Raw genomic sequence first — 19,500 nt, forward strand, 5'->3', positions numbered from 1 at the left:
CGACAAATAATCGAATGAGTCATTAAAGAATGCAACATGAATATTACGACATTGTCATAGATGCTCACCACCCGCTGTTTAACCTTTCGTGCTGGGATAAAGTTCGCTTTGAACAGTGTCGCTTCGAAGGACTCAATTTACCCAAAAATCAGTGGCGATATTGCGTATTCGACGAGTGTGAATTTTCACACTGTGATTTATCAATGCTCGGCTTGAACAATAGTCAATTTCACAGTGCGTTATTTAGTGATTGTAAGTTGCTAGGTATCGATTGGGCGCAAGCAGATTGGACAGCTAATTTAGGTGATCCACCTAAATTTATCCGTTGCCTACTCAGTGCAGGGTCGTTCTTTGGTCTGAACCTTCAAGGGCTGTGCATGATTGATTGCAAAGTGCATGACGTTGAATTTTCTGAAGGGGTATTTATTAAAGCGATATTTTGCGGCAGTGAGCTGACACATAGTCGTTTTCACAATGCTGATTTGAGACAAGCTGATTTTAGTGACGCACAAAATTATCAGATCGATGTCAGGCACAATAGGTTAGACAAGGCGCGGTTTTCTCGTATTGATGCCTTGGGATTGCTCGATTCGTTGGGTATTGAATTGGTGTGATCGTGTGTCATTATTAACGAGATTTCACATATCTTCTAAGCGTTTCTAGCCATTCTTTTCTAAACGGCTATCCTAGGCGATCAGCGCTCTTTGCGATCGCTTTCAAATCCCAGATAGGATACGTAACGTAAGGCAAATTAATTCAAAATGAACACGCCACCTTAAGTCGGTATCTATTTTATAGAACCGTCCGTTAGCCATCCCGGCTCTAAAGGTTCCTAGAATCGGATAAAAATTAAAAGCAAGAATATGCTCGATAAGCCGTATGTTGTGCTTATTTATCACTTCTCTCAGCTGCGAGAATACTAATTTAGTACATATTTAATTTAGCTTTCTAAGCATATTGTCTAATCGTTAAGCGATTTTACCCATGTTATCTTCTTTGCATCGAAAGCTGATGTTCAATTTAGCCTGTAAAGCATAAAAATTAATCAGTCTATACATCAGTATTTTTTATCTGATGCGTGTGTAAAAAACTCTAAGTTATTCAGGAAGATGTAGGCCTGTTTATAGTAGGCGCTACCAATTACATGCAGTGAAGCAAGAGTTGAAATTAATTTAACTTCTTGATTTTAATTGTAATTTTATTTATTTGCACTGAGTGCCCGCTAATTTATTGCCTTTGGCTAGATGGGGCACCGATATTGCAAATACTGTTTTTAAGGCAAGGCCACAGCCCTTGTTTAATTAATTACCATGAAGAGAGAAACCATGAAAATCTTATTATCTGTAACCACTATTATCACATTAGCTGCAGGCAGTGCGCTTTTGAGTGCGCAAGCGGATGAAAGTGTCTTTAATGTTAGCGCTGCAACGACAATGCCGATATTACCGGCAGAGCTTCAGCAGCTTGAAGCTAAGTTGACTGAAATTCAGTACGACATGTCTGATCGTAATACCAAGCTACGTGTTGAACGTGCTGTGCATTATTTTAGTATGGCTCGTAAGCATGCTGATTCTGGTTGGAGCAAAATGGCTTCAGATCAAGCGACTCGTGGTTTGTCATTACTTGAATTAGATAATATGCAATATATGCAAAGTAGTGATGTGCAAATGTAAATTACGTTTCTTTTAATCCATCGTATCTGCTGATGGCCACTACTACATCATGCATTCCCTGCACCTAGGAACCGCGTTTAGTTTATCCGGTTAGTATTCACGCCTTTTTCTCACTCCGTCTTTGGGGACGTCTTCCCACGAATTTAAGTAATTCCTTCTTCAACAGCTAAGCAAGAGCATAAGATGCTCGGGAAACTTGAGTCGGTGGTAAATCAAAAAGCGGCTACTGCGTCGCAAGAGTATTCGCCTCGCTTATCAGCATTGGTTAAGACCAGATCTTCTAGAGTAAGATATTTTAATATACAATTTGAGATATGTGATTTCTATACCTACCCCTTTCCCTTCGTGACTTATTTGGAAAAACTATGCTTTTACAATCCCGTTATTTGATAATCGCTCTGTGCTTTTTTGCTTCCTCAGCGAATGCTACTCGCTCACCCTTTGAGCTAGCGGGCAATAGCATCCCTGCTGGCCAGAAGCGTTCATTTTTCGCCAGTGTTGCAGATACTGATATGCAGATCCCGATCACTGTCTTTCATGGTGTTAAAGCGGGTTCGGTTTTAACGCTATCAGCGGGTACCCATGGTGACGAGTTCCCTGCAATCACAGCGCTACAACGTTTGCGCTCTGAGATTGATCTGACTGCTCTTAAGGGAACGCTTATTCTTGTACATGCAGCGAATTTGCCAGCCCTTCATCAGTACGGCCTAAGCGCGCTACATCCAGGTGATAATAAGAACTTAAATCGTGAGTTTCCTGGCAATGCAAATGGTTCAGATACAGAACGTCTTGCGCACTTTTTAACACGAGAAATTGTCGACCGTAGCGATTACTTTGCTGACTTACACTCTGGCAGCGCATATCAGCAACTCTGGCCGCATATCTACGCACCATTTGTGGGTGATGAAGCGCTAGATGCCCGCACCTTAGCTTGGGCCAAAGCCTCTGGCATGCGTCACGTCATTTTATACGGCGATCGCCCTCGAGACCCCGCAAATTCAATTAGTTACCCCAACACAGCGATGACACGTGGAAAACCCGGTCTGACTCTTGAAATCGGCGATCGTGGACACAACGAGGAAGAAGACGTACTCACTTATCTTGATGCTTTGCGTCGTCTTATTGCGGGTATCGATATGCTGCCTACCACATTACCTGCATCTGAAGGACAAGTTATCTATAAACATCTCGTAGACGTTGAAACCCCGGTCACGGGCATTTTTGAACCTCATTGTAAAATAGGCGAACTGGTGAACGCGGGCGCCTTGTTGGGTATTGTGCGGGATTATTTTGGCGAAACAATCGCTGAGCTTCGAGCACCAAATCGCGGCGTAGTGCTTATGCTTCGACATGCCCCGCCCGTAAACAAGGGAGCTGGGTTAATCTCTATTGGCATTGAATAATGAGTTTTGAAGTGCAAATGGTATTTGCACTTCGCTTTTTAAAAGCTGCGCTCGCATTATAACCTGCAGTCGAAAGTAGTAACCAAAAAAGCTCGTTCTCAAGTAAACGTTCCAATCTAATAAAGCCATGCTTACTTTCCTAGCCAATTGGCAAGTCGTGCGTGTTATCGGCAAAGTTTGGGTGGACTACCTATTCGTTGCGCTTATGAGTGAAAATGACCGATTGATAAAGAGCTATTATCCTTGGCGTTCTGCCTATCCCGTGTACGTCAGCTTCGGTAATCTGAAAGCTATTGCAATGATGTGGTATTTCTATAAAAACAACATATAGCGCTGGAGAAAATTTAACCTGTGCAGTAGGTTAATGCTCGTGCAAAAAATGACTGCTATCGGAGGCTGAAAATCCGTTTTACATTCACATACTCATCACGGATTTGTTCAGACAATCACGTTGTGGTTTGCCAAGGAGAAAAGGCGCAGCATTTAGCTAATATCCCAGATTCCAGAGCCCATACTACGCCCTTACTTTTACGTCCGTTTGCAGTGACGTTGTGAAAGGATATAGCGAAACGGCAAATAGAATGGCAGAGCTTGCCCTGCAACAACCACAATTTTTAGGCGCAGGGTCAGCTCGGGAGAATGTAGGTATCACCGTTTCTTATTGGGCAGACTTTGAGAGCTATTAAAAACTGGAAAACAAATATAGAACATCTAGCGCCTCAAAGGACGGGTCTTAAGTTATGGTATGAGTTGTTTAAGGTTCTCATATCAAAAGTTGAGTGGGCCTAAGGTATTTAGAAAAAGCAATTAATCAGAAATTCAGCTTAAATAAGCTCAAGTTAATTCGTATTCTTGATAAATAGAATTTATATAAAATACATAAAGACAAAATATGGAATATAGCGTGTTCACCAGATTAGTGTTGGTATTGTGCATTAGCTTGTTTTTGCAAGGTGCGCTAGCTGCTAGTTCAAACCCTAAAATAGATAGCTTCACTATTAATGTTGGTGATGTTCAACGCTTTGAAAATATGCTTACCAAATGGCAAGTCGGCAACCCAGCTTACAATATCAGGCTAATCGAAACTGAATATTTGTTAGATGCATCAGCTGGGCTAGAAGATTTTTATCGTTTAAAAATAAAGAATGAAGCAGAACTGGTAACCACTGTAGATACACTATTTAGCTATTATCAAACTCTCGATATTTATACGTATAACCCGGCAGCATTACGCCCTCAATTGTTGCAGATGTTTAATCAGTTTAGCCAATGGTCTGACGATGCTGAGCCGTTAGACGTCTATTTTGTCATCGGAAGGATGAGCTCAGCTGGCACCGTAAGTAACCGAGGCATTCTGGTGGGAGCAGAGCAGTTGGCTAAAATAGCCCCACCTGATTTAGTAGCGCAAGGCTATAAATTTGCCAGTCTTGATCTGCTAGTGCAACTGATAGCGCACGAATACGTGCACTCATTTCAGCAGCAAGCGGGCCCGGGCACATTGATACGAGCAGCCATATTTGAAGGAGGAGCTGATTTTTTGGCTGAATTATCCACAGGAATTTCGCCCATGGTAAAACTGCATTATCAATATGGAACTGAAAACGAACAAGAAGTGTGGCATCGCTTTTCTCAACAAATGAATTCCACTGATGTTTCTAATTGGATCGCTAATCAGAAAAAAGGCAGCAGACCGGGAGATTTGGGTTACTACGTAGGCTATCAGATAGCGAAAAAATTCTATTACAATATGGCTGACAAAAGAGAAGCGTTTACATTGCTAACCACCGTTCCAGATGCGAATTACATTTTGCAGGTGAGCGGATACGCCAGAGAAGAAAAAACTCAAAACCATTAAAGTCACTGTTGTGAGTCCTCTACATTACGCCACTGAGAACGAAGCGCTCGCAATCCTCATGGTCCAGCATTGGCGTTACTAAATGTTGTTGCTAAACAGCCTCAAGTAATTTTGCGCGCACTTGATTAGCAATTACATTAGACCAGACTCCACTAGCAGGAGAGTGGCCCTTTTTGCTTATTTTTTGCCGCTGTCTATTGAAAGCCAGTTGCCCTTGCGCGGCGACCACCCAGGACTGGGTTTAAAAATGCGTCATGGATGATGTGGCCGAAGACCATAAGTAAGCGTAGCTGGGTTGAGTCGCCGCAGGCCATAAATAACGGTTGTGCGTAGGTTACGCCACAAACCCATGTTATCTTGGCTGCCATAAAATGGGCTTCGAAGATGTCTTCGTTGCTTGATGATGCCTAAAAGGGTTGCGTGATGATTAACACCAAAATATACAAAGCAGTTTATGGCCTATCTGAAAAGCTGATGGCGGCGGCTAACAAGAACGATCAGAAGGCGTTTGATGCGCTCTACGATGAATTAAAAGCGCTTTGCCTTGAGCATGAAAATAGTCATAAAGATCACCCTGAACAGTGGGAGACCCTAGCCGATTTTACTGAAAATCTTAGTGACGCTGTGCTTATTTATCAAAAAGCGTTAGATAAAGCCACAGCCATGAATTCGAAAGACCACATGTCGTCTATCGCTTATTCAATGGCGAAATTACAAGTGGAGCTTAATCTCACTGGCGACGCGATTAAAAATCTACAAGCGGCGAAAATCAGCGCGAATAAAATTGAAGACAAGGAATTGAAAGCAGAAATAGACGATCTGCTTGAATCATTACTGGTGGCGTAAAATCGTTCGTTACTAATAGGCTAAAATGAATCAGATAAACCCAAAAAAGTTGCTCAATAGCAAATGGACTGCCGTGACACCACAGGATAAAGAGAAGCACTTTATCGTTACAGAGATAGAATTTGATGAAGACGGCCTGGTTGTTTCTTGCTGTATTGAGGCCATTATGTCGAAACGGCCTATGTCTATTAACTGGCGAGATTTAAAAGACACCGATCGTTGGCTTCAAGGCTGGAAATAGCTAAAGTTTGTACTAATAGGCGACAGACAATAAAACACCCCGCCACTTGTGTGACGGGGTGTTTTTGTATTAAACGATTATTGAATGCTAAAGGTACACTGCTGACAAGGCACCACCTTCAGTATCGTCTCTAACGCGACTTATGCGGTGCTTTTTTGTAAGGCACGCATTTGGTCGTGGTTTCGCTTCATATCTGTTAGTACACCGTTTAACGCCATTGTGCACGCTGCGGGTTGGTCTTCCTTAAGTGCATCACGCAATACTGCTAATATTTTATCTTCTACTTCTTCTAACTGGCTCACGTAAGTGTGATCACTATTAGAGGTGAGTGAGCTGATTACACTGGTGTACATATTTCGGATATCAACACTCATCGCGTTATCATCTTCATATTCACCCTGTTCGGCAACCGCGAATGGTTGTAGGGTAGTAATAGCTGCTTGCTTGTCGCTGATCATCTTCTCGAAGACTGCTTTAACACTTTGAGAGTCAACTTTCTTAATGGCGTCCGAATAAAACTCGATGCCGCCGTTTAGCACTTTGATAATCGATGATACTTTTTCAATATGATTTGGATTAGACATAGATTACTCCTTTGTGATTAAACTTATTATCTCGTCAGAGGGTTCCTCTGAGTTAATCAAGTAATTGCAATGGCTGTACCAAATAGTGCGTATTTAGTTAATAAGTTAAAAGTATTTTGAATAAAATAAAACCTAAGTAAAACAGTTGCTTGCATCTTTCTCTAAAGGGTTTTTGAATTATTCCGAATTATTTAAGTGAAAATGCTTAGGGATTATTTTTACGCTAAGTAAAGATTGCATTGACGTTGAATAAACTACCGAGGCAGCTTCTAGTGAGGTGACATCCACAGAGCAGGTAGAAGTAGATATCGGTGTGGTTTACCCAGTGAATTACCAAAAATATTTATCTGCTCAATTCAAATAGACGCTTTTTATAAAGCATCAAGCATAAAATAAAAGCACCGAAGGTTGCCCCAAGGTGCTTTTTACAAGTTATATCCAATCTAATTTTAATTATGTTTGGTTACCCCTTACAGAGGATGGCGTGTCTAGGGTTGTTGCATTCATTTTACTTACGCTTTTTTCGTTAGTACTGGGCTTAACAGTATTTTTATGTCCGCCACCTTTGACTTGAGTGTTGTGATTTTGCTGTGAATCGTTGCCTGAGCCTTGCTGGCTGGCCAACATAGTGTCTAACTTCTCACCGCCTTTAGCACCGAAGTCCAATGTACGAATCGGAAACGGTATTAAGACGTCGGCTTCTTCTAAGGTCTTTTTAATTAAGATAATTGCTTCGTGGCGGGCGACCATAAATCCTGTGTCGCCTGGATAATCTATCCAGAACCACACCAACATATTGATGCAGCTGTCGCCAAAGCTTTCTACATAAACTGCAGTTTCTTGTTTTTTGATAACGAAATCACATTCGTTGATCTTATCTGTTAGTAATTTAGCCGCTGCTGCGGGGTCATCGCCGTAAGAGATCCCTACGGGAATTTCGAGTCGGCGTACTCCTATGGTGGAATAATTAGTCAGAATGTTTCGAAAAAGAATCTTATTGGGAATCACTTCAATTTGACCAAAAAAAGTCTCTACGATCGTATTGCGTAAATTAATCGCCCGAACATTCCCGAATACACCTTCTGCTTGAACTACATCACCTAGTTCGAATGGCTTTCTAATACCCATCGCGATGCCGGCAATTAAGTTCTCAGTCATATCTTGAAAGGCGAAACCAATGGCTAAACCGACAATGCCGGCACCGGCTAATAACGAAGTAACCGTTCCGGATAAGCCTAAAAATTCCAAAGCGATGAATATACCGGTACACATTACCACCGCTTTAAATATAGATGCGAGCAAGTCAGCAATTTGTCTTGAGTCAAGTGCGCGATGTAAGCCTTTGCGCAGCATTTTGCTCATCACGCGCGCTAAAATTGAAAATACAATAATAATTACAATGGCCACAACGAAATTTGGCAGGTGGGCGATGGTCTGCTCAAGCCAACTTTGCAGTTTGTCGTTGATCAATGAAGAAAACTCACCGAGTGCTTTAAATTCCATTATCTGATCCTAAGGCTGTTACAAGTGAAAAAAGCGAGTACCAATAGGTACTCGCAAGGGGGAACGCACACAATGTGCAGCAGTTAATCTAATGAGCTTGGCGCAAATTTTTGGAAAGTTGTACCGCATCGAATACTTCCAGTGGTGTCTTTGGATCACCCTTGCCCATGGTAATTAGCAGTGATGACATAATGTTTTCTTTTACTTGCTTGGTGGTGACTTCGCCGCCAGCATAATTAGGAGAGCTTGGTGTAGCACAACCCAGTAAACCGCAAGTTGTCTCGCCCTGTATAGGTTTCATGGTACTTGGGCCAACACGGGTTAAATCTTTTGTTTCAATGTCAGTATCGCTTTCGACAACGGTAAACCAATTATAGCCTTGTGCGGTAGTTAGCTCTGCAGCGTGAAGTAACGCGAAATTTTTTACATCATTTTCGGTAGTACTTTTGTTGCCCTTAAAAACAACACGGTATTGGTTATCGCTTAATTGAATATGGCTATAACCTTGAGCTCCATTTTCTAAGGCTGCCTGATATTGAGTTGGCGGGACGCTGGAACAACCGAATAAACAAAGGCAAATCATACAAAGGGTTAAGGTTGGTTTTAGCAAAATGTAATCAGGCAATATATTCATAGTGATGCTCTTCGTGGTCTTTGCTGCGAGTCGATTACGCAGCTTATTGAGTTTGTCTTGATATATTGTCCTATTCAAAATTGAAGCCAACCTTGCAGTCCTTTGTTTACAAGGCTTTCACTAAATTGCTCTTTTAAGTCTAGGCAAAAATTACTGCGGGTATGGTAAAAAGTGCACACCAAAGTAGGGAATAGTTGAGTGGTTTATCTACCTAAAATACAGGGTATAAAAAAGGGCAAGCCGTGCTTACCCTCTTAATTGATTTTGCTTAACGCTGTACACATTATTGTTCAGGGGCAATCAACATGATTAATGAGCTTGGGTTAATGCGTATATCCAAGGCGTCATCTTGATACGTTTCACCATCGATAACATAGTTAAGTGGTTGGTCGGCAGATATTTTTATCTTCTTAATGCGTTGGTGATGAACATTTTTATTCTCTGCATCAGCGAATAAGCTGGGGGCAATTAATTCAGACAGACTAAACATATGCTCGCTGACAGACGTTTGTGGGGGCAACCAAGTAAGATCGAGCTCGCCGTCTGTTGCATCAGGCTCGCCTCCGCCCTGTGCCAATACGGTAGTAAAGGGCGCAGCATTAGCCACCACAAGGCTACAGACAGACAACGACTGCTGTGCCTCGTCATCTATAGTGATGCGAAGGTCAAGAGAATCATTAACATTGACTGCCTCCCAAAGAGCTTTGATGTACGCCATTTGACCCCCTTGGTTTTTTTCATCGCGATCCGCGCCTTCAATCATTTTCTGCTCGAACCCTACAGCGGTCACTAACAACATTAAGTGCTCGTTACAGTTGGCCGTGTCAATCTTTGTAGGTACGCCATTTTCGATATGCTCACAAGCAACTTCTATGGGCATCACTTTTGATTTGGCACCAAATAATGCATGAGCCAGGGCATTTGCAGTGCCCATAGGAATGATCGCGAAATGCACATTAGTATTTACCAATACCGATGCGACTTCTGTTAATGTGCCGTCACCACCGCATGCTATAACCCTACTGGCACCGGCTTCAATAGCTTGTTTAGCTAGATTTTTGGCACTGACATCTGGCGTGGTTTCCACTATCTTAAGCTGCATTGAACCAGACAGGCGTTGTTCGATAAACTCACGATTCTGCGGCCATTTACCTGCCCCCGATACAGGATTAGCTATTAACCAAGTAGGGGCTTGTGCACTTAATTTTCCGCCTTCGAATACCTTACATAACGCCCTTAGCTGATGGCTATTTAAACGTGCTGTTTCTCGTACATCTTGAATGCTTGAAATCGCCTGTCTTACACTCATTTTAGGATTTATCCTGAGTAAATAAGCTGCCATCACGAGCACTGATCTTCCTCGACCTAATGCACAGTGCACAACCACACCGCGTTTTGCTCGGCGGTGGTTATCAATCCAGTTTACAGCTCGGATCAAATCCTCTTCACTGGGGCTTTGATGATCAAGTACAGGGACGTTTAAGTAAGCGAGCTCTTCAGATGTGGCGGTCCAATCAAGCCCATCGAATTCGGCGGTAACGTCCAAAATTGCTTTAACGTTCAAGTCATGTAGCTGTTCTACATCGCTAGGAAATAAGCGACAGGCAAGATACAAATCATCGTCAATCTTCTGAATGGCGGGGACTTTGTCATGCTTTCGCGCCCAGCTGTTATAAAGTTGAACACCTAATAAGAAAGGAATAAACACCCAACGAATATAAAATGGGATTGAACCGTCTTGTTTCTTACGAAAAATAGCAGGCTTTTGCAGTAAATAAGCGCTACCGACGCACAGTAGCGATAACCCAATCCATATCAATGGCAGGGAGACGAGTATATTTGCGCTGAAATACGCCAACAGTAAAGCGCCCAGCGCACCACCTAGGTAATACTTGACAATAAACATACGGAGATTCCTTTACTGAATTGCTGACGGCCCATGAATGGTTTGTTTTTTCGATGGGCTAACCTAAGCGTTTTAGGCAAAACGCTTAGGTTTTTTACTTCTAGCCGGTTAAATCGATTTAGTACCACGAATAGGGTAGTCATTCTTACGCGTGTAACCTAAACCTGATACCAACATATTGAGATCAGGGCGAACAAATGGACTGTTAGCTATTTCAATTATCTGCACCTTGTTATCACTGTTAATAATGAACAAGCCAGGTTCTGGGAACGGGTGGTCTGTTTCGGCATCTGATCTAGGATCTGATACGAATAAACCCAATTGCTTCATATAATCCATGCTCAGACCAGCATAAACCGGATATTCAGCGGCCACATCATCAAGCTTTCTGTTTAACTGCTCGACGGTATCGGCTGACACGGCAACGATATCCACTTTGATATCTTGAAACTGTGTACGCATTTCCTGTAGTTGGGTTAAATACTTAGTGCACACAGGGCAATGCACACCTCTATACACCACAACCATAGTCCAATGCTCTGGGCTAATTGGATTAACTAATGGAACACATTCTCCTTTGTTATTTAATACTTCAATATTGGGGAACGTCGCCCCTGGAGTTAGTCTTTCAATATTCATGTTTATCCTCTTATGTAGATTGCTTATCGTTACACATTTATGGACGACAAAAGCCTCAGAGAGGCTCTGTATTAGGCTGTTTGTTGCTCACGCATTTCTTCACGATAGCTGCTAGCCAATTTGCTCTTTTGGGTTTCGTTTAGCACCTTACCTGCCATTTGAAAGAATTGATGTTCTTCATCATCTAAATGATGCAATACCAAATGTTGCAGGCTTTTCATATGCGTTAACCAAGCCGACGAGCTCATATCCGTCTGTTCAAGTTTTTCGATCAACTCATCGATTTCATGATGTTCTGCAATAGCATGACGAGACTGGTCCGCCATGTCATCTGATTCCATCAGCGGCGCATAGAAAAACCGCTCTTCCGCCAAGGCGTGACTTTCAAGTGCTTCCTTTAATTCGTTGAATGCATGGATACGTATATCGCTTTTGCCAGATGTATTTATCAACTTATTCATCAAATCACGCTGAACGTCGTGATCGTTACGTAACGCTTCAAAAATTTTCATCTTTATTCCTCGTCAGTTACATATTCGCTATATTTGTATGCTTTAACAATGCGAGCATCATACCAATCTTGGAGAGCCTCTAATCTGTTGAAAAATATAATTTTTTATTTCATGCACAACATATTTTATGATCCATACGCGGTAATATTTACACAACTAAGGTAGTTCTTTCTGTGTGTAAAAATAGTTTTTTTGGGCGTTTTTTAATATTTTTCGTAATATTAATTAACGATGATTCACCGTTAGGGGTTTGTGAGTGTTTATGGCAATTAAAGGAAGACAACATGAAAAAATCTATTCGAGCTTATTGTGGGTCTTTGCTGGGGTTCTTGCTACTGGATGCCGTGTGGCTTGGATTGATAGCGAAAGATAGTTACATTGCTGCAATGGCAGGGTTGATGCGTAGTGATGTGCATATTTGGCCTTGGATAGTATTCTATAGCTTGTATTGTATGGCCATTGTGTATTTGGTTATACGGCCAAATTATCACGTCGCACAGAGCAAAAACGTGTTGTTAGGCGGGGCTATATTGGGTGCGGCAGCATATGGTGCTTATAACATGACTAACTATGCGTTATTGGCAGGTTGGCCATTGGGCATCAGTTTACAAGACTGGGCATGGGGTACAGTCGTGACCAGTTTAAGCGGTTATTGCGGTTGGCGCTTAGCACAGACGACGAATTGATACCTGCGTCGAGGTGTAAACGTTACATTGGATCTTAAGGCCGACAAGGTATATTGCTCCGTAAAGCCAAAAGTTATATTTTTGCGCAATATATCCTTTAAGGGACAGCGATGACTGTAGCTTAAAGGATATATTATTTATTTAGTTTTCGTATGTGACTGTAATTGAGCAGAGCCACAAACACAGAGCCGCCGATAGCGTTACCTAATAGCATTACAGACAACGCGCCTAGCATGCTAATAAGAGAAATACTGTCAGCAGTAAAGTAGCCAACGAGTAATTCAACCGAGCCCGCAATGGAGTGGTGTAATCCACCTAGGCCAATAATAAAGGTAACGATGTAAATACACAGTATTTGGCTGGTGGTTGAATGAGTAGATAATATGGTCCAAGCACCGAGCGCCATTAACCATCCTGCTAGGGTCGCGCTAACGAGAAGTGTTCCTGGCGAGTAAGACAAAATATGGTCTGCGATAATCAAATAACCCGCACTAGCGTGAATTACTTCATCGCTCATGGTCAGCAAACCTGCACTGAAAATACCACCGATAATATTGCCCGCAATGACAATTGCCCATAAACGAAACATACGAGTAATATGTATTCTTCTGTCTAGAATAGGGTAAAAGGCCGTTGCCGTATGTTCAGTAAAGAGCTGGGTCCGACTTAAGATACACATAACAAAACCCAAAGGATAAACCAAGGCAACAAGTACGCGATTAAAGCCGCTAGAGAGATCACCAACGATGGTGGTCATCACGCCTACGGCTAACACGGTAAAGCAGATGATCATACCAGCAGCTAATGCCGACATGAAAAGTGACATAGCGGGCCTAGCGAGTTGCTCAACACCTTCATCAATGGCTTTTTCTAGAATATCGTCAGGATGACGGAAAGTTTCATCTACGCGTTTGACGATGACTGAAACATACTCTTTACTTTCACGGGTGCGTTCTTTAGTTCGCTCGCGGGTATCTTCATTAAACAGCAACTCGCCGGAAGGCGAGACGATTCTAGCTTCATGATCGTGCTCCCCATGCTCTAAATCATCACTCATCATTTTATCCTTGATAGTCATAGGCTAGTGCTTTATCCACCAGAAAAGTGCCACAGCTAGAGTAAGCACGATAGCGGTGGGAATTTTATATTTTCTAAAAATAGCTTCAGCTTTATTTCCCGCAACCTTTACTAATAAGGCTAGGCCAAAATAGCGGATCGTGCGGGCAATTAAGGTAGCCAATAAGAACATAAAGAGCGAATACTTAGCAGCTCCGGCAGCTAACATAGCGATTTGGAATGGGATCGGAATAATACCAACTGATAACACATACCAAAAACCTTGTTGCTGCATCTGGTTTTTGACGTTTTCTAATTGCTGCGGATCTGAGAACCAACCGGCAATTTGTTCGGCAAATTGATCAAACAAGTAATAGCCAACGCCATATCCGATGATTGCGCCAAAAATACAGCCAAGAGTTGCTAAGAAGGCTAATAACCAAATTTTTTCGCGCTTAGCCTGCATTAAGGGAATAAGTACTGCTTCTAATGGAATAGGAACAATAATCGATTCCGAGAATGACGCGATAACTAATGCCATATACATGTTTTTAGATTCGATAAACTGCTTAGTTTTACGTTTAAAGTAAGCGACCATACTTGTCCTATTCAGGGGTTATTAACACGTTTTATCTGTGCCAAATGGTGAAGAAAATGTACTTCTTTCTATATCCAAAAGCAGGATATATACCAAATCAATAAACTGGGATGCTTAGAGGGCGCCAATGCTCCGAGTTTTCTCCCAGACTGATGTATTTCCTAGGTTTGAAGCCTATTCAATAAAGTGAAATATAAAAGTAGTGATAGATTTTCACCGTCATAAACGAGGTTTAATGTTATCTATGATTTGTCTTGTGGCGCAATAAGTCCGTGTCTTTGAAAATTTTACTGAGTGGATGCAGGCCAATAAGTGAGCAAGCTACAAGTAAAACCGATTTTTAGTTACACGGTTAATAAATGACTAGTGTTAACGCGGATGGTCAACTACCTGCGTAGCTTTTGTGTCTAATGGGATGTTCGTAGTTTAGCTAGTAAGGTAAATACCAACGCCAATAAATAATTAACTACTCAGCGAAGATTTAAAAGGACTTAATCAAGGCGTTTGAATGATAGCCCTTTATTGAAAATAATATGGCGCTCTTTCAAGTTTGAGCAACACATAGTAAGTCCTTTTAAAGTTAGCCCAAAGGTAATATCCCAGCGGATTTTGTATTACGTTCTCGGTATTTGAAAGGGAGCAACCATTACTGCACCCCGACGCCTTGTTTAAAACCCGTTGGATGAATTCTCAGAGGGCAATTATTTATTGGATTTGAGTATTAAGTATGTCCGGTTTGAATATTGCTTTTTACTGGCAGTTAACTCACACTCCAGCGCTTGATACACAAGGGGTGGCAAGATGAATGATAAATCAGTGAGGTCAGGTATCTTGTTCGCAATAGCGGCTTATACCATGTGGGGCATAGCGCCGTTATACTTCAAGCTGATAGGGCAAGTCCCTGCGATGGAAATTTTAATGCATCGTATTGTTTGGTCTGTCCTTGTTTTAGTCTTACTGGTGGGAATTACTGGCAAGTTTGAGAAGGTTAAACAAGCTATTTTTAACCCTAAGGTCATGCAGGTTTTATTGATTTCTGGGGTACTGCTTGCGGCTAACTGGTTTATTTTTATTTGGGCTATTAATAATAATCATTTGTTGGATGCCAGTTTAGGATATTACATAAACCCCTTGCTAAATATATTTTTAGGTCGATTATTTTTAGGTGAACGACTGCGGCGCCTACAAAAAGTGGCCGTTGCTTTAGCCCTTTTTGGTGTCATGTATTTTATCGTAAGTTACGGGCAATTGCCTTGGGTTGCGCTAGCACTAGCTGGTACCTTCGGTGTATACGGTTTACTGCGTAAGCAAGTCGCCGTAGATTCATTGCCGGGTTTACTGGTTGAAAGCTGTTTATTGCTGCCACCTGCAATCGTTTACTGGATTTGGTTCGCTGGTGAGTGGAGTAATATGCTGACTAATGATTCGGCTTTAAATATCACGCTTATCTGTGCTGGAATTGTGACTACGGCTCCTCTATTGTGTTTTACCGCAGCAGCGAAACGCATTATGTTTTCGACTTTGGGGTTCTTTCAATATATCGGCCCGAGCATTATGTTTGTGTTAGCCGCGGTGGTTTATGATGAGCCACTTGATGGCAATAAAATAGTGATGTTTGGCTTTGTATGGCTAGCGCTAGGGTTGTTTAGTTACGACTCCTTGCGTCAGTATCGAAAAATTAGAAAGGCTCTTAAGCTCCCCCAAGATTAGTTCTCGCAGGGGGATCGTGCTCTACACGATTGCGGCCATTTTTCTTCGCTTGGTATAGATATTCATCTGCCTTACGTAACATGCCATTCACCCCGCCATGTTTAATAGCTGTTACGCCAATGCTGACACTGATATGGAAAGTCTGCCCCTCAAATTTGAAAGTGATACCCGCTAATGCGTGGCGGAAGTCCTCAACAATCCGTACGGCACCCGGTAAATCTATATTGGGCATAGATACACAAAACTCTTCTCCACCAAATCGTGCAGGTATGTGAGATTCAAAAGTAACAGCAACTAATGTGGCAATTTCACGTAATGTGTAGTCACCACAATCGTGGCCATAGGTGTCATTAATCACTTTAAAATGATCAATGTCGATAAGCGCTAAGCTGTGGTTAACAGGGGCTAATTGATTGGCGGCGGCGACGCGTTCGAAGAAGTGACGTCGATTGGGTAAGCCGGTGAGAAAATCTGAATTGGCTGCCAAGCGAATAAGTTCGATATTTTCTATTAATTCAATGTTTTGCATTATACGGCATAGAAACTCTTCTTCACCATAAGGCTGTGCTAAGTAATCGTTGGCACCACTTTTGATAAAACGGGCTGAAACCCCAGTATCACTATGGTCAGATAAACCAATAACTGCAATATCATCTTTTTTAGCGAGTTTGCGGACTTCACTGAGCATTTCAATGCCGCTCATGTCTGGTAATTCGTTGGCAATAATAACTAATTTAACGTGACTAAAATGGGTCAATGCCTCTAACCCCTGTTGACCTGTAGTGGCTTGATGGGTGATAAAATTGTGACGTCGAAGTAGCGAGGTACTGCGATTACGACTGACTCTGGCGTTGTCGACTACTAATACGCCAATATTTTTATTTTTCTGTAAACGGTTAAGTAATACGCTGAGATATTCGTAAACTTGCTCGTTCTCTTTAAGAATGTAGTCAATCACGTTTTTGTTAAGAATACCCGCGCGGGTTTCAGCGTCCAAAAACTCGGTGGTTGCAATCGTAGGTAAGAACGAGCTCAGGGCAAAATCAATGGCTTGGCCAATGGGCGCATCAGGTAAGCGGTAATCAACGATGGCGCACAAAAAATCTTCTGGTGCCGAATTTGAAAATAAATGTTGCGCAGCAGTCAGGCTGGTGGCCGTGACTGGTGTTAGTTTGGCCTTCAGTAGCAAACTGGCGATAATATTTAAACTGTGTTCGTTACCATCAATTATCAGTACTTTTGGACGCATAAAACGAGTTTACCTTTTGCCAGATACAGAGACGGTACACAACTTCGTGTTACCCACATAGTACCGAGTTACTCATTCAAAGTTTACGTTTTTATAATTTGTCTAATTTAGCGAACGAAAGCACTAACCATTTACTGCCTACATCATCAAAATTTACCTGAACTCGAGCGTGCTCGCCACTACCTTCATAGTTGAGTACCGTGCCTTCGCCAAACTTACGATGCGCCACTCGTTCACCTAGTTTAAAGCCTGTGGAATCAAATGCTGTATGGCTAGCTGATGATTGAAAGCGGCTTTGCATTGGGCGCGATACTGTGGCTTTGGTGCGTAGGCGTACTTCTTCTATATATTCACTCGGTATCTCTTTGATAAAACGTGACTGAGTATGGTATTTATCTTGGCCGTAAACTCGACGATTCTCTGCATAGGTAATATAAAGCTTTTGCATAGCGCGGGTCATGCCCACATAACATAAGCGCCGTTCCTCTTCGATTTTGCCTGGCTCATCGTTACTCATTTGGCTCGGGAACATGCCTTCTTCTACGCCTACCAATAACACCAAAGGAAACTCTAAGCCCTTAGCGCTATGTATGGTCATCATTTGTACCGCATCTTGGTGCTTATCAGCTTGGGCGTCTCCGGCCTCAAGTGATGCATGGGCTAAAAAGGCTGACAAAGGAGACATGTTTTCTGCTTCTTCTGGCGGTGCAAACTGCTTACAAGCAGTAACCAATTCTTCTAAGTTTTCGATACGAGCTTGGGCCTTCTCGCCTTTTTCAGCCTTGTACATAGCGTATAAGCCAGAATGCTTAATGACATGATCAGCTTGCAGCTCTAATGCTTGTTCTTGGGTATCTTTTTGTAACTGTAAGACTAAATCAATAAACGACTGCAAGGCGTTCGACGCACGGCCTGATAAACGTTTTTCGCGTAATAGTTGTAAGCTGGCTTGCCACATCGAAAGCTCGTGTTCTTTTGCTTGCTCGCGGACTTGTGCCAAGGTTTTATCGCCAATGCCGCGGGTTGGCGTATTCACTACGCGTTCAAAGGCTGCATCATCAATCTGCTGGTTGATGATCCGCAAATAACCTAAGGCGTCTCTAATTTCCTGACGTTCAAAGAATCGTAGCCCGCCATATATTCGATAAGCGACAGATTCTTGTAATAAGGCTTCTTCTAAAACACGGGATTGAGCGTTATTACGATACAAGATGGCACAATCGCTTAGCGCATTGCCTTGGGTATGCCAATCTTTAATCCGTGAAACCACAAAACGTGCTTCATCTAATTCGTTAAAACCGGCATATAAAGAAATGAGCTCGCCGTCGACACCTTCTGTCCAAAGTTCTTTGCCTAGGCGGCCTTGGTTGTTATCTATGACTGCATTGGCCGCTTTAAGAATATTGCCGGTAGAACGGTAGTTCTGCTCTAGGCGAATGGTTTTGGCATTCGGATAGTCGCGTAAAAAATGCTGAATATTTTGTACGTTCGCTCCACGCCAGCCATAAATTGACTGATCGTCATCACCAACAATAATCATATTGTTGGTAGGGGCGGCTAGTAGGCGTAGCCAAGCATATTGGATATTGTTGGTATCTTGAAACTCATCAACTAACACGGCACGAAAACGATTCTGATAGTGTTTAAGGAGCTCCGGATTTTCCGCCCATAGGCGATGAGCGCGAAGCAACAACTCAGCAAAATCGACTAATCCAGCCCGGTCGCAAGTTTGCTGATAAGTTTGATAGATATCGCGCAGTTTTTGCTGATTATAATCGCCATGGGTATCAATATGCTCTGGACGTAGGCCTTCGTCTTTATTGCCATTTATGTACCATTGAACATGCTTGGGTGCCCATTGCTTTTCGTCTAAGTTCATACTTTTTATTACCCGACGGACTAAACGATATTGATCATCTGAGTCGAGGATCTGAAAGTTTTCGGGTAACTTGGCTTCAGCGTAATGGGTGCGTAATAGGCGATGGGCAATACCATGAAAAGTACCTATCCACATGCTACTCAGTGCGCTGCCTTGCAACTCTTCGATCCGCCCACGCATCTCTCGAGCGGCTTTATTGGTAAAGGTTACCGCTAGAATACCCCACGGGGCGATACCTTCGACTTCCATCAACCAGGCAATACGGTGAACCAATACACGAGTTTTACCACTGCCAGCACCGGCCAAAATAAGCATATCGGCGGCGGGAGAAGCAACGGCATCGCGTTGTTTGTCGTTGAGTTGTTCTAAGAGTCGAGATACATCCATGGGGAGAAAAATGCTGTAGAATTATGCTGGCATTATAACAGTTATACTGTGTTTTTATACAATTAATGAATTTGTTCTTAGTCAATATTGGGCTTTATTATCACAACTGATTACACTAAAAAGTCATACAAACTAGAGG

The 19,500-nt window shown here is 42.3% G+C and carries 19 protein-coding genes; 9 read left to right on the forward strand and 10 right to left on the reverse strand.

The annotated features are described in order from the left end of the window. Positions 1-29 precede the first annotated feature (29 nt). The 7 genes from GQS54_RS04015 (at position 30) to GQS54_RS04045 (ending at position 6,018) form a co-directional block, all read left to right on the forward strand. Positions 30-614, forward strand: a complete 585-nt coding sequence (locus tag GQS54_RS04015; RefSeq protein ID WP_166422708.1) for a pentapeptide repeat-containing protein — start codon at positions 30-32, stop codon at positions 612-614. Between the two features lie 711 nt (positions 615-1,325). Next, positions 1,326-1,673, forward strand: coding sequence for a hypothetical protein (locus tag GQS54_RS04020; RefSeq protein WP_166422709.1), 348 nt, complete (start codon positions 1,326-1,328; stop codon positions 1,671-1,673). 365 nt (positions 1,674-2,038) lie between these two features. Further along, positions 2,039-3,076, forward strand: coding sequence for a succinylglutamate desuccinylase/aspartoacylase family protein (locus tag GQS54_RS04025; RefSeq protein WP_166422710.1), 1,038 nt, complete (start codon positions 2,039-2,041; stop codon positions 3,074-3,076). A gap of 551 nt (positions 3,077-3,627) precedes the next feature. Further along, entirely contained in the window at positions 3,628-3,762 is a 135-nt protein-coding gene (locus GQS54_RS23490) for a hypothetical protein (RefSeq protein WP_346766548.1), read from the forward strand. Between the two features lie 218 nt (positions 3,763-3,980). Then, positions 3,981-4,931, forward strand: coding sequence for a DUF2268 domain-containing putative Zn-dependent protease (locus GQS54_RS23495; protein ID WP_166422712.1), 951 nt, complete (start codon positions 3,981-3,983; stop codon positions 4,929-4,931). Between the two features lie 423 nt (positions 4,932-5,354). Next, positions 5,355-5,777 carry a tetratricopeptide repeat protein gene (locus tag GQS54_RS04040; RefSeq protein ID WP_166422713.1) on the forward strand — a complete coding sequence of 141 codons (423 nt, stop codon included), beginning with the start codon at positions 5,355-5,357 and terminating at the stop codon, positions 5,775-5,777. A 25-nt stretch (positions 5,778-5,802) separates the two neighbouring features. Continuing rightward, entirely contained in the window at positions 5,803-6,018 is a 216-nt protein-coding gene (locus GQS54_RS04045; RefSeq protein ID WP_166422715.1) for a TIGR02450 family Trp-rich protein, read from the forward strand. 140 nt (positions 6,019-6,158) lie between these two features. On the opposite strand, the gene GQS54_RS04050 is transcribed toward GQS54_RS04045, so the two are convergent. From GQS54_RS04050 to GQS54_RS04075, 6 genes are all read right to left on the reverse strand, one after another. Next, entirely contained in the window at positions 6,159-6,602 is a 444-nt protein-coding gene (locus tag GQS54_RS04050) for a PA2169 family four-helix-bundle protein (protein ID WP_166422717.1), read from the reverse strand. 453 nt (positions 6,603-7,055) lie between these two features. Then, the gene (locus tag GQS54_RS04055; protein WP_166422718.1) at positions 7,056-8,105 is read right to left on the reverse strand and encodes a mechanosensitive ion channel family protein; all 1,050 of its coding nucleotides are present in this window, start codon (positions 8,103-8,105) and stop codon (positions 7,056-7,058) included. An 88-nt stretch (positions 8,106-8,193) separates the two neighbouring features. Then, on the reverse strand, positions 8,194-8,739 hold the full coding sequence (locus GQS54_RS04060) for a hypothetical protein (protein ID WP_166422720.1): 546 nt from the start codon (positions 8,737-8,739) through the stop codon (positions 8,194-8,196). A gap of 283 nt (positions 8,740-9,022) precedes the next feature. Continuing rightward, entirely contained in the window at positions 9,023-10,645 is a 1,623-nt protein-coding gene (locus GQS54_RS04065; protein ID WP_166422721.1) for a diacylglycerol kinase family protein, read from the reverse strand. 108 nt (positions 10,646-10,753) lie between these two features. Next, positions 10,754-11,284, reverse strand: a complete 531-nt coding sequence (locus GQS54_RS04070) for a redoxin domain-containing protein (RefSeq protein ID WP_166422722.1) — start codon at positions 11,282-11,284, stop codon at positions 10,754-10,756. A 71-nt stretch (positions 11,285-11,355) separates the two neighbouring features. Beyond that, positions 11,356-11,796: a hemerythrin domain-containing protein gene (locus tag GQS54_RS04075; protein WP_166422724.1), complete on the reverse strand. Its 441-nt coding sequence runs from the start codon at positions 11,794-11,796 to the stop codon at positions 11,356-11,358. 284 nt (positions 11,797-12,080) lie between these two features. Here GQS54_RS04075 and GQS54_RS04080 point away from each other — a divergent pair, with 284 nt between their 5' ends. Beyond that, positions 12,081-12,482, forward strand: coding sequence for a DUF2177 family protein (locus GQS54_RS04080; RefSeq protein ID WP_166422725.1), 402 nt, complete (start codon positions 12,081-12,083; stop codon positions 12,480-12,482). A gap of 133 nt (positions 12,483-12,615) precedes the next feature. On the opposite strand, the gene GQS54_RS04085 is transcribed toward GQS54_RS04080, so the two are convergent. Both GQS54_RS04085 and GQS54_RS04090 read right to left on the reverse strand, forming a co-directional pair. Continuing rightward, on the reverse strand, positions 12,616-13,539 hold the full coding sequence (locus GQS54_RS04085) for a formate/nitrite transporter family protein (RefSeq protein ID WP_166422726.1): 924 nt from the start codon (positions 13,537-13,539) through the stop codon (positions 12,616-12,618). Between the two features lie 24 nt (positions 13,540-13,563). After that, positions 13,564-14,136 (reverse strand): VTT domain-containing protein, encoded by a 573-nt coding sequence (locus GQS54_RS04090; protein WP_166422727.1) that lies wholly within the window; start codon positions 14,134-14,136, stop codon positions 13,564-13,566. Between the two features lie 801 nt (positions 14,137-14,937). On the opposite strand from GQS54_RS04090, the gene rarD reads away from it, so the two are divergent. After that, the gene (rarD, locus tag GQS54_RS04095) at positions 14,938-15,846 is read left to right on the forward strand and encodes an EamA family transporter RarD (RefSeq protein WP_166422728.1); all 909 of its coding nucleotides are present in this window, start codon (positions 14,938-14,940) and stop codon (positions 15,844-15,846) included. On the opposite strand, the gene GQS54_RS04100 is transcribed toward rarD, so the two are convergent. After that, positions 15,827-17,095, reverse strand: coding sequence for a diguanylate cyclase (locus GQS54_RS04100; protein ID WP_166422729.1), 1,269 nt, complete (start codon positions 17,093-17,095; stop codon positions 15,827-15,829). The genes rarD and GQS54_RS04100 overlap by 20 nt on opposite strands. Positions 17,096-17,186: 91 nt before the next feature. Further along, complete coding sequence (gene uvrD / locus GQS54_RS04105) at positions 17,187-19,361, reverse strand: DNA helicase II (protein WP_166422730.1); 2,175 nt, start codon at positions 19,359-19,361, stop codon at positions 17,187-17,189. Between the last annotated feature and the right edge of the window lie 139 nt (positions 19,362-19,500).

The sequence above is a fragment of the Paraglaciecola sp. 20A4 genome, from assembly GCF_011378905.1.
Lineage (GTDB): Bacteria > Pseudomonadota > Gammaproteobacteria > Enterobacterales > Alteromonadaceae > Paraglaciecola.

What these genes read in the sequence shown, in the direction of transcription:
- GQS54_RS04060 (WP_166422720.1), bottom strand. Translation starts at nt 8,739, where the DNA reads ATGAATATATTGCCTGATTACATTTTGCTAAAACCAACCTTAACCCTT.
- GQS54_RS04085 (WP_166422726.1), bottom strand. Translation starts at nt 13,539, where the DNA reads ATGAGTGATGATTTAGAGCATGGGGAGCACGATCATGAAGCTAGAATC.
- rarD (WP_166422728.1), top strand. Translation starts at nt 14,938, where the DNA reads ATGAATGATAAATCAGTGAGGTCAGGTATCTTGTTCGCAATAGCGGCT.
- GQS54_RS04075 (WP_166422724.1), bottom strand. Translation starts at nt 11,796, where the DNA reads ATGAAAATTTTTGAAGCGTTACGTAACGATCACGACGTTCAGCGTGAT.
- GQS54_RS04080 (WP_166422725.1), top strand. Translation starts at nt 12,081, where the DNA reads ATGAAAAAATCTATTCGAGCTTATTGTGGGTCTTTGCTGGGGTTCTTG.
- GQS54_RS04020 (WP_166422709.1), top strand. Translation starts at nt 1,326, where the DNA reads ATGAAAATCTTATTATCTGTAACCACTATTATCACATTAGCTGCAGGC.
- GQS54_RS04025 (WP_166422710.1), top strand. Translation starts at nt 2,039, where the DNA reads ATGCTTTTACAATCCCGTTATTTGATAATCGCTCTGTGCTTTTTTGCT.
- uvrD (WP_166422730.1), bottom strand. Translation starts at nt 19,361, where the DNA reads ATGGATGTATCTCGACTCTTAGAACAACTCAACGACAAACAACGCGAT.
- GQS54_RS04040 (WP_166422713.1), top strand. Translation starts at nt 5,355, where the DNA reads ATGATTAACACCAAAATATACAAAGCAGTTTATGGCCTATCTGAAAAG.
- GQS54_RS04050 (WP_166422717.1), bottom strand. Translation starts at nt 6,602, where the DNA reads ATGTCTAATCCAAATCATATTGAAAAAGTATCATCGATTATCAAAGTG.
- GQS54_RS04100 (WP_166422729.1), bottom strand. Translation starts at nt 17,095, where the DNA reads ATGCGTCCAAAAGTACTGATAATTGATGGTAACGAACACAGTTTAAAT.
- GQS54_RS04055 (WP_166422718.1), bottom strand. Translation starts at nt 8,105, where the DNA reads ATGGAATTTAAAGCACTCGGTGAGTTTTCTTCATTGATCAACGACAAA.
- GQS54_RS04090 (WP_166422727.1), bottom strand. Translation starts at nt 14,136, where the DNA reads ATGGTCGCTTACTTTAAACGTAAAACTAAGCAGTTTATCGAATCTAAA.
- GQS54_RS04015 (WP_166422708.1), top strand. Translation starts at nt 30, where the DNA reads ATGCAACATGAATATTACGACATTGTCATAGATGCTCACCACCCGCTG.
- GQS54_RS04065 (WP_166422721.1), bottom strand. Translation starts at nt 10,645, where the DNA reads ATGTTTATTGTCAAGTATTACCTAGGTGGTGCGCTGGGCGCTTTACTG.
- GQS54_RS04070 (WP_166422722.1), bottom strand. Translation starts at nt 11,284, where the DNA reads ATGAATATTGAAAGACTAACTCCAGGGGCGACGTTCCCCAATATTGAA.
- GQS54_RS04045 (WP_166422715.1), top strand. Translation starts at nt 5,803, where the DNA reads ATGAATCAGATAAACCCAAAAAAGTTGCTCAATAGCAAATGGACTGCC.